Raw genomic sequence first — 12499 nt, forward strand, 5'->3', positions numbered from 1 at the left:
TCTGTTTAACGGTATTGAACAATAAGATTCAAGTAGGCTATTGTATGCTATAGGTTCACGGAATTTCTTAAATTTATATCTATTTACAGAAAAGGACAGATGAAATGATTATTAGTCGGTTTTCATATAAGATTCATGGTAATTAATTTGATCAATCTTTTTTATAAAAACATAAATTAATAAAATATGATTAAAGCCTATTTTGAACAAACTCTTCAAAATAGGCTTTTCTTATTCTTAGTTTATTATTGGTTATTAATATTTATCTGATCAAACTATAATTTAATGCAACACGAGTCATTTTTTTCACCTTCAGTCCCCTATAAATATTTTTTTACCGCTTGAGAAGAAAATTTAGCCATAGAAAAACTGCACCTTCAATTGTTAGACTGCGTCTAACAATTGGGATGCAGTTCATATAAAAATGCCGGCTTTTCGTTTATGGAATGATTTTGCGTTTGCGGAAGTCGTCGAAGATGTTCATAAACATCGCTTCGGTATCGACGTATTCATGAAAACCTAAGCGACGGGCCTTAGTTCCGTCAGCGAAGAAATCGTAATTCCAAGAGAACACGAAATCACCGAATCCCCAGGAGGATACGTCTTTATAGGAATGCTGAGCAAGTCCATGGTTCTCAACCATTTTGTTCCAAAGATGCTCCTTGTCCGCCATGACAACGTCCAGGGACATTTGCAAAGGAGGCGCCGTTTCCAAGCCGAAGTAGTGAGCGATTTTCGGCCATAGTTCATTCCAGCGGAACAAATCGCCATTCGTGATGTTGAATGCCTGATTAGCACAACGCTCTTCAGTCGCTGCCCATACTGTTGCCTTCGCGAGAAGTCCAGCATCTGTCATCTCTAAGAGGCTATCGTAAGCACCTGGCTTGCCTGGAAACCGCAGCGGCAGTCCAAGTTCCTTCGAAATTGAAGCGTAGATCGCAATAACCATAGCGAGGTTCATTGGATTTCCAAGCGAGAAGCCGCAGACTACAGAAGGACGGAGCGCCGACCAAGTCCAAGCCTTACCTTTTTGCCTTTGTTCTAAGAAATTTTGCTGATCAACATTGAACTTGGGCGGCATATGGTTAGCGTCTGTCTCACGAGCCGGAGTCTTGAATGGACCAAGGTGTGCGCCATATACCTTGTAACCCTGCATCAAACTTACATGTTTTAAGCCTGGTGCGGCTGATTCAATCACTTCTACGGTGTTTACTAGCATGGTGAGATTAGGGGGAACAAGTTCGGCCCAAGTTGGACGGTCCTGATAGGCGGCATAGAAGATGTGTGTTACCTCAGTTAAATCTCCTAACTTCTCCCTGGTATCGTCTGTATTGAGTAGATCCGCAGCCACATACCGGACACGGCCAACAGATTCTCCGCCTCGACGGGATACACCTATCACGTCCCAATCAGGGAGAGTAATTAGGTGATCAATTAGGTTGCGACCGATAACACCATTTGCGCCTACAACTAAGGCGACTTTGCGTGTTGATTGAGATTCATTATTCATAGTGTTTTAGCTCCTTCTATAATCTGCTTTGTTCACTGTTATTTTGCATCAAGGAACCACACTTGAGAAGTACGCACTTTGAAGTGCCATAAGTACTTTTTTGTAATCTAGCAGTACTCTTAAGACGAGTATGTGGAGGAATACTCAGGATTTTAACTTGGGGATTGACATTTGGCGGGGCACCAACATTATTACAAATGGCCATAGCAGATGCTGCTGGGGAAGAAGCAGATGTGGCTCAATCTATTTTTGTCACCATTTTTAACCTTGCAGTAGCTGGAGGTGGATTTGTTGGCGGAATGATGCTGAATCAATTAGGTGCGAATTCTTTCCCATGGTACTCGTATTATTAAGTCTCATCGGTTTCTTGATAGTGTATGGAGGGAAAACACATGCGTTTAAGCCTAATCAAAATCAAATCGATGGTAATTAATAATCCTTACACTTTTATTGCATTTCATTTATTTATGTCAAATACACATCCATAAGTTTATTACCTTTCAATGATGCAAAAGGAAGTACCGAATACATCGTCTATTTTGACGTGTTTCGGTACTTATTTATTTGCTCAAAACGATTGGAGATAAATTATTTTGTAGTTAATAGATAAGCTAATAGAGAAGTGGATAAGAATATAGAAAATGGAAAGTGTATTATGGACAACGTGGCATAAAAGAACGGATTACTTAAAATCACACTGATGGTAAAAAGGGGCAACCTGATGACGTAACCTGAGCGTCCAAAGGAGTACCCCTGAGCAAAGGAGAGAATCATGTGCTCTTAACTATAACCAGAGTATTCCTTCGAAAATTTCTAAGATCTGCCTTTTATTGACGAATAGTCTCTTGTTTTGGCGATACATATAGCAGAGAATGCGTTACAATATGGGTATAGTAGTTTTCGGAGGGATTTAAAATGATGAAAAAAGAGTTTGCTGTCATTGGACTTGGACGTTTTGGAGGTAGCATAGTCCGCGAGCTAATGAGTCAAGGGGCACAAGTTATGGCGATTGATCATTCCTCAGAGCGGGTGGACGAATTCGCTTCCATTGCCACACAGGCGGTTATCGCAGATTCGACGGATGAATCGGTATTAAATTCATTAGGTATTCGTAATTTTGAGCATGTGATTGTAGCAATTGGTGAAGATATTCAGGCTAGTATTTTGACGACGATTATTTTAAAAGAAATCGGTGTTCAGCAGATTACTGTAAAGGCTCAGAATGATTATCATGAAAAAGTTCTGCGAAAAATTGGTGCAGATTTTGTCGTGCATCCTGAGCGTGATATGGGAATCCGTATTGCTAATAATATGCTGTCTAATACAGTGCTTGATTATCTAGAGCTTTCGGATGAACATTCCATTATGGAGCTAAAGGCCAATGATGCGATTGCAGGTTATTCTATTATGGATTTAGATATTCGTGCAAAGTACGGGATTAATATTGTAGGTCTTAAGCGTGGTGCAGATATTATCGTATCTCCACAGGCGAGTGATAAAATTTTGCTAGGAGATATTATGCTTGTCATTGGGGCTGATGTAGATATTAACCGCTTTGTGAAAAAAGCATTGAATGGGTAATGAACATGAATAAACGAAGATGGAAACTAGTTATATTTGCTGCAATTATTCTGATTGGCGCTTTTACATTGCAGTCTCGCGAAAAAAATGAGGAAGAGGCTATTTCTCACATTTTAGATCATGCAGCACAAATTGATGCAGTCGAGCTATTTAAAGGAGAGCAATCTGTAATTAAAGCAACAGGTCAAGATGCAACAGCCTATATTGAAAACTATCCTCTAAGCCATGTAAAGAAATTAAGCAAAAAAGAACGAGCTATATTTGAGGAAAAACCACTCTATCATATTGTCTACGAAATAAAAGGGAAGTCTTTATATGAGGTGGATATTTTAAAAGTCGCGATTAGCTCTGAGCTAAATGAGGAATTACAGCAGATGGTTTTTAATGTTGGTGATCAGCAATATTTGATCTATTGGGTAAATGAGAAAAAAGCACTTGAGCAATCAACAAATACGCAACGCTTGCTTGAACAATATGTTAAATAAAGGGGGTAGTGAAACAGCAGCACGCTGTCATCACTACCCTTTTTTATAAACTATAGACTAACTTTGCGTATTTGTTTCTAAGACACAATAGTAGTTTTTCCTTGAAGTGCACGTTCTTGCATCTCTACATCAAACTCTTTTTCAGATTTCGATACGACTACACAAGCTACACCGTTACCAATTAAATTTGTTACGGCGCGTGCTTCAGACATGAATCGGTCAACACCAATTAGTAGCGCGATCCCTTCGACTGGAATCATTGGGAAAGCAGCAAGTGTCGCTGCTAATGTAATAAAACCAGAACCTGTTACACCGGCAGCACCTTTAGATGTAATCATTAAAATCCCAAGTAGTGTAATGATTTGAATCCACGTTAAGTCCATTCCGTATGCTTGTGCAATAAATAATGCAGCCATCGAAAGGTAGATGGAAGTTCCATCAAGATTGAAGGAATAACCAGTTGGTACTACTAATCCAACAACTTGCTTAGAGCAACCAAAGTTCTCCAATTTACGCATCATAGATGGCAAGGCAGATTCAGATGATGAAGTACCAATTACTAAGAAAATTTCTTCTTTAATATAAGCGATAAATTTAAAAATATTAAAGCCGAAGAATTTTGCAATCGCTCCTAAAACAAAGACTACGAATAAGAACATAGTAATATAGACGGCAGCCATTAATAGACCTAAGTTGCTTAAAGATTTCAAACCAAAATTACCAATCGTATAGGCCATTGCACCAAAGGCACCGATTGGAGAAATTTTCATCACCATACTTACGATTTTGAAGAAAATTTCTGCCACTTGTTCAAAAAATGTAATGACCGGTTTTGCAGGTGCGCCAATAGAAGCAGCAGCTAAACCGAATAATATTGCAGAGAATAACACAGGAAGTAATTGCCCTGTTGCAAGAGCACCTACAACGTTTTCAGGAATGATGCTAGAGATGAAAGCACCTAAACCTTGCTCACTTTCAGCAGCAGCAGTTGTAAATTTTGAGATATCAGCTTCGGAAGCACCTGATGTATCTAATCCAGTACCTGGGCTTACGATTAGTGCAACAGCAATCCCAATTGCTAAGGCAATGGTAGAGACAATTTCAAAATACAGTAACGCCTTTCCTCCGATTTTTCCGACCTTTTTCATATCTCCCATACTACCGATTCCGATTACAACTGTTAAGAAGATAATAGGGGCGATTAACATTTTAATTAACTTAATGAATAAGTCTGCCAGGATTTTAAGGCTTGCACCAAACTCAGGGAAGACGGCTCCGACAATAACCCCCAAAATGATTGCAGCTATAACCTGAACAGTCAAATTTTTCAGTAATTTCATTTTATGCTACCTCGTTTCTGAATTTTCTCTTTGATATCGTTTTCACTAGAATTATCATAACGAATCCTTTTGAAAAAAAGAGATTTAGAAAATAAGAAACATATCGTTCATTAAGTACATTCATCCATATTTTCAATGAAACGTAGTGTTTTCAATGGCTCGACCTGTTATGATACTGTGTGGCTGATTTATCTTTGTTATAATACAATAATAATTAGTGATAGAAAATTTTGTTTTATACCAATTTTCCGTAATATTGTTCATTAAGTTCATGACTTTCTCCTACTTATGTCAACTAAAGTGTTGTCAAAAGATTTTTTTGAAGATAATCTTAAAAGCATATCATTTGAAGAAGTGAGATTGACTTAAGACTTTTATAGTGCAAATGCAGATTTGGAAAGGGGAAGATTTCAAATGATGAAAATGCCTGTAAACGGCAAAATATTGTTAGTGACATTTTTAATCATCGCTTTCTCCTTTTTACTTGGTGGCATTTTTGTACTTGGTAACCTGTTAACGGAGCAAGAAAAGGAGTTTGGTCAGCGTGCTATGCTCGTTGCACGGACTGTATCAAATGTGCCAGAAATTAGTACACATTTGAAAAATGACAATATGAAAGAAGCTGCGAAACATGTTAATAAAATTGTTGATGGAATTCGTGTTGTTAATAAAGCGGAGTATATTGTTGTGATGAATAAGGATCGTATTAAACTATCTCACCCAGTCAGTAAAGAAATAGGGAAGCGTAGTGAATCACAGGATTTAAATGCTGCCTTTAGTGAGCATTATTATGTATCGAAGGCGCAAGGGGAAGCCGGGGTAATGATTCGAGCGTTTGTCCCAATCATTGATGAGAAAAAAGAACAAGTGGGCATTGTCATTGTAGGGTATTCACTGCCTACTTTTATAGAAATGCTGCAAAATTATGAGCATGAAATATTTATTACGATTCTGATATCGCTTGTTTTTAGCATTTGGGGGGCTTATACGCTTGGCCGACATATTAAAAAGCAAATGTTTGGGCTTGAACCTCATGAGATTGCGAAGATGTATGTGGAACGAACAGAAACATTCAATGCTATGCATGAAGGCATTATAGCGGTGGATAAAGAAATGAATATTACAATTTTTAATGAAAAAGCAGCTGATATATTAGGCGTTACTAGAAAGATAGAGGATTGTATTGGGGAAAATATTTATGATGTTTTGCCAGACACACGATTGCCTGAAATTGTTGAAACAGCAAATCCTGTATACAATCAAGAGCTCTATATTAATCATCATAGTATTTTGAGTAATCGTGTCCCGATTATAGTAAATGGTGAGTTAGTCGGAGCAGTTGCTATGTTTAAAGATTTAACTGCGGTGAAAAAGCTTGCGGAAGAGGTGACGGGTGTTAAAGCTTTTGTTCAAGCACTCCGTGTACAAACACATGAGCATAAAAATAAGCTACATACGATTGCAGGTCTTCTGCAATTGGGACATACAAAGCAAGCACTTGAATACGTTACAGCTACTACCGAAAATGAGGCCTCTTTAACGAAGTTTTTAAATGAACGCTTTCATAATGAAAATATTTCAGGATTATTGCTAAGTAAAGTTAGCTATGGCAAGGAATTAGGCATACAAGTAGAAATCGATCGAAAAAGTCATTTTAAACGCTTTCCACCTTTATTAGATCACCACGATTTTGTTGTCTTATTAGGAAATTTAATTGAAAATGCCTTTGAAGCGCTAAATGTACTTTCAAAAGATGATAAATATGTAGCGATTTCTGTAGATGAGCATGACGGTGTTTTAGCAATTGCTGTTTCTGATAATGGAATTGGGATGTCTGAAGAGGTGCAAGCTCGTATGTTTGAAAATGGATTTTCTACAAAGGCAAGCGAGAATCGCGGTATTGGCTTGCATTTAATACATGAAATTGTAAAAAAAGGTAATGGTGATATTGAAGTAGTGAGTGAATTTATGAAAGGGACAAGTTTCTTAATCTTATTGGAGTTAGGAGAAGAGTAGATGGATGTAATGAACGTGTTATTAATTGAGGACGATCCGATGGTACGAGAAGTGAATAGGCAATTTATAGAGCAAATCAAAGGATTCTCGTTAATAGGCTATGCTAGTAATGGGATAGAAGGGATTGAGAGGATTAAACAATTAAATCCCGACCTAGTCTTTATGGATATTTTTATGCCCGAGCAAGATGGCATTATTACGCTAGGGAAAATTCGTGAAGAACATCTTCCCGTTGATGTTATTGCTGTAACTGCTGCAAATGATATGCCTACTGTGCAGCGAATTTTACATTTAGGCGTCTATGATTATATTATGAAACCTTTTACGTTTGAACGAATTGAACAAACTTTAAAGAATTATCAAACATATAAAAAGAAAATAAGCGGTATGGAAGATCTAACACAGCATGATGTGGATCATCTAATGCAGCAACGTATCCCTGAACAAGTAGCTGTTCCTCCCATCACTGAGACAATTGTAATAGAAGAACTACCAAAGGGTTTTAACCGGGCGACATTAGGCAAAGTGCTTGCCTATATTCAAGAAAGTAACGAAGCAGTCTCAGCGGAGGAAGTGTCTACATATATTGGAACAGCGCGCGTAACGGCTCGACGTTATTTAGACTTTTTAGAAAAACAAAATTTATTAAAGGTAGATATACAATACGGAAGTGTTGGACGTCCTATCCATCGATATTATATTTAACTTCTATCAGCGAGTGTTCAAACACCCGCTGAAATAGAGGAACTAGGCTAAGAACTTCTCATCCTGTAAAGACGTTATCACAGGACGTGATGCTTTTAGCCTTCGTTCCTCTATTGCTGATCCCCAAAGTGTCGCCGATTCGGAACGTGTTTTAACAATAATCATCCACATTTTAGTTATTAGCCATTGATTTTCCATTAACGCTTTGTAATAATAAAGAAAATTTTAGTTATATAATTACCTGAATTTTTCGAAAAAACGAACGTTATGATGGCAAGGTGGAGGATCATGAAAAAATATATTCAATACAATGCATTTCAAAATGAAGAAGTAATAATTGCGATACCTGCGCTTGGTGAACGTAAAGAAATGTTTGCAGCATTAGCCAGCGCCCTTCCAGAAACTTATATTGTAGCAATCGATTTACCGGGGCATAATGGTCGACTAGACAGTGATTTTTCATTTCAAACGTTTATCAATACGATAAAGGAAATTATGGAGCATTTAAACATTACTAAAGCTCATTTTCTTGGGAATTCAATAGGTGCATGGATTATTCAAAAGTTTTATACAAACTATCCAGATTCGGTTCAATCATTAATATTGTTAGACGGTGGATATTATTTTATAGGAGAATATCAACTTGATGATGAAGCGGAAATACAATTACCTATCATAGAACGATTAGAAGATTTACAGGAAGCTATTACTGAAGAGGTAAGTAATATGATAAACTTATCCGCTGAAAATAAAGAATATTTGTATAATTATTTCTTTCATAATTTCGTTGAAAAAAATAATATCTTTTACCATCACAGCAATGTAAAAGCTTTAAATGATTTGTCAAAAGCAATTGAAATAAATAATTACTGTATAGAAAATGAAATTCCATTGTCGGTGTTATTACTGTTGGCTGATGACCATCCAGATAGTTTATTACACAAGAAGTTAAATAGATTTCAGGGAAGACAACCAAATGCACTAGTTGAGATTATTCCTGATAGCTATCATTTTTTGCCCCTTACAAATCCTAGTGAGGTAGCTGAACGGATTAGAAAGGCAATCTTGCGTTAATTTATTCAAGTTTGTCCAAAGTTATAAAAAAGATGAGAGATTACTAATGAAAATTTGAAACATATTAGAGGAGGGAGCAGTTTGCGTATTCCGAATAAGTTAACAGTAGGTGATGAGATACGTGTTATTGCACCTAGTCGTAGTGCGGCAATCATCACAGCAGAAGGCGCTGAACAAACAAAGAAAAAGCTTGAAGAGTTAGGCTTTCGTGTATCTTTTGGTCGATATATTTTTGAATGTGATCTACAACATTCATCATCAATCGAGCATCGAGTTGCAGACATTCATGATGCCTTTCGTGATGAGGGTGTAAAAGCCATATTAACAGTTATTGGTGGTTTTAACTGTAATGAAGTATTACCTTATTTGGACTACGACATGATAGCAAATAACCCGAAAATTCTTTGTGGTTTCAGTGATATCACAGCTTTAGCAACAGCAATTACAAAAAAATGTGAATTTGTTACGTATTCTGGGCCTCATTTTTCTAGCTTTCAAATGGAAGAGGCACAAGACTATCAGCTATCCTATTTCCAAAAATGTTTAATGACTAATACATCATATACGATCAAAGCGTCAAGCGTTTGGAGTGATGATGCGTGGTATTTAGATCAGCATAATCGTCATTTTGAAGCAGCTAGCTGGAAGGTATATTCTGACGGTGAAGCAAGTGGACAATTATTTGGTGGGAATTTATGTACGTTAAATTTACTTCAAGGTACACTGTATATGCCAGATTTATCGAACAGTATTTTATTTGTAGAGGATGATGAAATAGTTAATCCAGAAATATTTGCTCGTGATTTCACCTCATTATTGCAAGCTACTAGCAATATTAAAGGTATTGCGATAGGGCGTTTCCAAAGAGCTTCTAATATGATAGAGGAGCAGTTACATTTTATTTTAGATAAGCATCCCAAGTTAAAAAGAATCCCAGTTATCTATGATGTTGATTTTGGACATACACAGCCAATTTTTACGTTTCCTATCGGTGGTGAAATTCAAATGAACACGGAAAACTTGATGATACAATTCACTCAATTTTAACTTCTTTCAGCAAATGTTTAATATAGCGACAGGTACAGAAGATGAATGCGGTTTTAAGTCACTTTTCAGCAGATGTCCCACCATCCGCTGAAATAGATGAACTCAGTCTAAGAACGCCACGTCCTGTGGCAATGACTGAGCGACCAACATCACGTTGGCCTAAAGCCTCCGGCGGATGTCGCGGAATCGGAAAGAAATTCTTAGAGGATGTTAGCCTAAGATCATCGCATCCATGCGATAACGGCTAACTGACCTGCATCGTGCAGGCCTAAACACAAAGCCGATTCCGGACGCAATTATACCGAGGCATAATTGATAAAAAAGGAGCTAAATCAAGATGTTAATAAGAGAGGCTATACGAGAAGATACTGAGCAGGTCATAGCTGTCATAAAAAATGCGGAAGAATCTAATTTTATGTTGTTCAAGCCAGGTGAACGAAAGTTAGAGACTGAACAGTTTACTAAGTTTATAGAGAATATGAACAATAACAGCCATTCAGCTTTATTTATTGCTGAAATTGAAAAGGCTATAGTTGGTTATTTAATTGTTCAAGGTAATCAAACGCCATCTAGAGTTTCGCATCGAGCCTATATAGTCGTAGGTATCCATAGTGATTATAGAGGACGAAAAATAGGTACTGCATTATTTAGTCACCTCGACGATTGGGCAAAAGAAAAGGGTATGCACCGCCTGGAACTAACTGTAATGGCAAATAACACGGCAGGCATTGCTTTATATAAAAAAATGGGGTTTGAAATTGAGGGGACTAAAAGAAATTCTTTATATATTGATGGGGAATATATGGATGAATATTACATGTCAAAAATATTGTAAAAAAAAAGGAGGAGTTCGAGTTCCTATATGAATCCTATAAGCATCAGAAGCGGTATCAATATTGGTGTTTTTTCTCCATCATCGCCAGCATCCGTCAGTTCACTTTCTCGATATAAGCGAGGGAAAGCTTTTCTTGAACAAAGAAATATAAACTTAATTGAAGGAAGTCTAACTGGTAAATCTGATAGTTATCGCGCTGGAACTCCAAAAGAGCGTGCCGAAGAATTAAATGAATTACTACGAAATCCAAACGTCCACATCATAATGTCGACAATCGGTGGTACAAATTCGAATAGTATGCTGCCATATATCGACTATGAGGCGTTTCAAAGCAATCCGAAAATCGTTGTTGGTTATTCTGATGCAACGGCAGTTTTACTTGCACTTTACGCAAAAACAGGAATTACAACTTTCTATGGTCCAGCTTTAGCTCCTTCATTTGGTGAGTTTGAGCCATTAGTTAATGATACATATCGATTCTTTGAGAACTACTTCTTTAAGTCACAATCATTACCTTACGAAATTCCGATGCCATCTTATTGGTCAGATGAACCTGTCAATTGGCTAGAAAAAACGGTGGAAAAAAAGTTAAATAAGAATGAGTGGGTGACGGTTCGAGAGGGAGTTGCTGAAGGTAGGTTAATTGGTGGCAATGTAAATGCGATGTATGGATTTATTGGTACGGCTTATTTTCCAAATATTAAAGACGGAGATATTTTATTAGTTGAAGATTGTGCAAAAAATACAGCTATCGTTGAGAAAAATTTTGCGATGTTGAAATTGCATGGTGTATTTGAAAAAATAAGTGGCATTATTTTAGGTAAGCATGAGTGTTATGATGACTTGGGGACTGGACGTAAACCGTATGAAGTCCTGCTTGAACAGTTAGATAACATTGATATCCCGATTTTAGCAGAATTCGATATATGTCATACGCATCCGATGCATCCAATTGCAATTGGAAAAAGAGTAAGATTAGATGCAACGGCCAAAAAAGTCTATTGTATTGAGGAATGGTTGTAATTTAAATAAGCCCTGCTGATTTTTGCAGGGCCTAATCCAATTTATGATTTAATATAGTCATCATCTGTAATAGCATACATTTTAATATTTTGGTGAAGTCCTTTAACAAACATACTTTTTCGTAAAATACCTTCGAAAAGCATACCCGATTTTTCCATTACTTTTTGGGAACCGATATTGTCCTCAAAACAGCGTGCTTGTATTCGAACCATTTTTAATTCGTTAAATCCATAGTCTATTAATTTTTTTACTGCTTCGGTCGTAATCCCTTTATTCCAATAATCTTCAGAAATAACGTATCCAATTTCCGTCCATTTATGTTGGTCATTAACAGAAACAAAGTCGATAGTGCCAATTAATTTCTGCTCAAATTCAATACCCCATAATAGATGATTACCTTGTTTATACCCATTTAAAACTAATTCAACAAACACTTTTGTTTCGTCTAAACTCTTATGAGGATCCCATGTAACATAGCGTGCAACGTTTTCGCAGGACGTGTAATTAAACATTGCCTCTAAATCATTTAATGAAATAGGTCTTAATATTAATCTTGCTGTTTTTAAAACTGTTGGTGCTTGTATAAAAATGTTATCGCTCACAAAACTCCCCCCTTAAAAGCATTTTAGTGGATTTAATTATAACAAGATTTGTAAATTCCTGTTAAGCTTTTTATTTGAGATTGAGAGGGGATGACATTTTGTTAAAACGTATATCATGTAGAAAAGTTGATTGGTGTGAAGGCTGGGGCGACTCCTTGGGGATCAGCAATAGAGGAACGACGGCTAAAAGCATCACATCCTGTGATAACGCCCCCGTGACCAACATCATGCTGTTTCATCAAAATATAGAAAAAAGGCCCCCCTTTAAGGAGAGCCCATTT

General features: G+C 37.0%; 12 protein-coding genes. 9 read left to right on the forward strand and 3 right to left on the reverse strand.

The window, feature by feature from the left end; all coding sequences use genetic code 11:
- Positions 1-439: 439 nt before the first annotated feature.
- Positions 440-1510: an SDR family oxidoreductase gene (locus B1B04_RS02110; protein ID WP_079559682.1), complete on the reverse strand. Its 1071-nt coding sequence runs from the start codon at positions 1508-1510 to the stop codon at positions 440-442.
- Between the two features lie 164 nt (positions 1511-1674).
- On the opposite strand from B1B04_RS02110, the gene B1B04_RS02115 reads away from it, so the two are divergent.
- The 3 genes from B1B04_RS02115 (at position 1675) to B1B04_RS02125 (ending at position 3576) form a co-directional block, all read left to right on the forward strand.
- The gene (locus B1B04_RS02115; RefSeq protein ID WP_176166741.1) at positions 1675-1863 is read left to right on the forward strand and encodes a hypothetical protein; all 189 of its coding nucleotides are present in this window, start codon (positions 1675-1677) and stop codon (positions 1861-1863) included.
- A 565-nt stretch (positions 1864-2428) separates the two neighbouring features.
- Entirely contained in the window at positions 2429-3091 is a 663-nt protein-coding gene (locus B1B04_RS02120) for a potassium channel family protein (RefSeq protein WP_079559812.1), read from the forward strand.
- A 5-nt stretch (positions 3092-3096) separates the two neighbouring features.
- The gene (locus tag B1B04_RS02125; RefSeq protein ID WP_079559683.1) at positions 3097-3576 is read left to right on the forward strand and encodes a hypothetical protein; all 480 of its coding nucleotides are present in this window, start codon (positions 3097-3099) and stop codon (positions 3574-3576) included.
- A 77-nt stretch (positions 3577-3653) separates the two neighbouring features.
- Here B1B04_RS02125 and B1B04_RS02130 read toward each other — a convergent pair whose 3' ends face one another.
- Positions 3654-4916, reverse strand: coding sequence for a dicarboxylate/amino acid:cation symporter (locus tag B1B04_RS02130; RefSeq protein WP_079559684.1), 1263 nt, complete (start codon positions 4914-4916; stop codon positions 3654-3656).
- Between the two features lie 414 nt (positions 4917-5330).
- Between B1B04_RS02130 and B1B04_RS02135 the strand changes: the two genes are divergently transcribed.
- From B1B04_RS02135 to B1B04_RS02160, 6 genes are all read left to right on the forward strand, one after another.
- Positions 5331-6932 carry an ATP-binding protein gene (locus B1B04_RS02135; RefSeq protein WP_079559685.1) on the forward strand — a complete coding sequence of 534 codons (1602 nt, stop codon included), beginning with the start codon at positions 5331-5333 and terminating at the stop codon, positions 6930-6932.
- Complete coding sequence (locus B1B04_RS02140; protein ID WP_079559686.1) at positions 6933-7637, forward strand: response regulator; 705 nt, start codon at positions 6933-6935, stop codon at positions 7635-7637. It begins immediately after the preceding gene.
- A 288-nt stretch (positions 7638-7925) separates the two neighbouring features.
- Positions 7926-8711 (forward strand): alpha/beta fold hydrolase, encoded by a 786-nt coding sequence (locus B1B04_RS02145; RefSeq protein ID WP_170938873.1) that lies wholly within the window; start codon positions 7926-7928, stop codon positions 8709-8711.
- A gap of 81 nt (positions 8712-8792) precedes the next feature.
- Positions 8793-9758, forward strand: coding sequence for a S66 family peptidase (locus B1B04_RS02150; RefSeq protein ID WP_079559688.1), 966 nt, complete (start codon positions 8793-8795; stop codon positions 9756-9758).
- Positions 9759-10095: 337 nt separating this feature from the next.
- The gene (locus B1B04_RS02155; RefSeq protein WP_079559689.1) at positions 10096-10593 is read left to right on the forward strand and encodes a GNAT family N-acetyltransferase; all 498 of its coding nucleotides are present in this window, start codon (positions 10096-10098) and stop codon (positions 10591-10593) included.
- 27 nt (positions 10594-10620) lie between these two features.
- On the forward strand, positions 10621-11616 hold the full coding sequence (locus B1B04_RS02160) for a S66 family peptidase (RefSeq protein WP_079559690.1): 996 nt from the start codon (positions 10621-10623) through the stop codon (positions 11614-11616).
- A 41-nt stretch (positions 11617-11657) separates the two neighbouring features.
- Here B1B04_RS02160 and B1B04_RS02165 read toward each other — a convergent pair whose 3' ends face one another.
- Positions 11658-12218 (reverse strand): GNAT family N-acetyltransferase, encoded by a 561-nt coding sequence (locus B1B04_RS02165; RefSeq protein ID WP_240518166.1) that lies wholly within the window; start codon positions 12216-12218, stop codon positions 11658-11660.
- Positions 12219-12499: the final 281 nt, after the last annotated feature.

The sequence above is a fragment of the Lysinibacillus sp. KCTC 33748 genome (assembly GCF_002237755.1).
In the GTDB taxonomy this organism is placed as follows: domain Bacteria; phylum Bacillota; class Bacilli; order Bacillales_A; family Planococcaceae; genus Lysinibacillus.

What these genes read in the sequence shown, in the direction of transcription:
- B1B04_RS02110 (WP_079559682.1), bottom strand. Translation starts at nt 1,510, where the DNA reads ATGAATAATGAATCTCAATCAACACGCAAAGTCGCCTTAGTTGTAGGC.
- B1B04_RS02120 (WP_079559812.1), top strand. Translation starts at nt 2,429, where the DNA reads ATGAAAAAAGAGTTTGCTGTCATTGGACTTGGACGTTTTGGAGGTAGC.
- B1B04_RS02125 (WP_079559683.1), top strand. Translation starts at nt 3,097, where the DNA reads ATGAATAAACGAAGATGGAAACTAGTTATATTTGCTGCAATTATTCTG.
- B1B04_RS02130 (WP_079559684.1), bottom strand. Translation starts at nt 4,916, where the DNA reads ATGAAATTACTGAAAAATTTGACTGTTCAGGTTATAGCTGCAATCATT.
- B1B04_RS02135 (WP_079559685.1), top strand. Translation starts at nt 5,331, where the DNA reads ATGATGAAAATGCCTGTAAACGGCAAAATATTGTTAGTGACATTTTTA.
- B1B04_RS02140 (WP_079559686.1), top strand. Translation starts at nt 6,933, where the DNA reads ATGGATGTAATGAACGTGTTATTAATTGAGGACGATCCGATGGTACGA.
- B1B04_RS02145 (WP_170938873.1), top strand. Translation starts at nt 7,926, where the DNA reads ATGAAAAAATATATTCAATACAATGCATTTCAAAATGAAGAAGTAATA.
- B1B04_RS02155 (WP_079559689.1), top strand. Translation starts at nt 10,096, where the DNA reads ATGTTAATAAGAGAGGCTATACGAGAAGATACTGAGCAGGTCATAGCT.
- B1B04_RS02160 (WP_079559690.1), top strand. Translation starts at nt 10,621, where the DNA reads ATGAATCCTATAAGCATCAGAAGCGGTATCAATATTGGTGTTTTTTCT.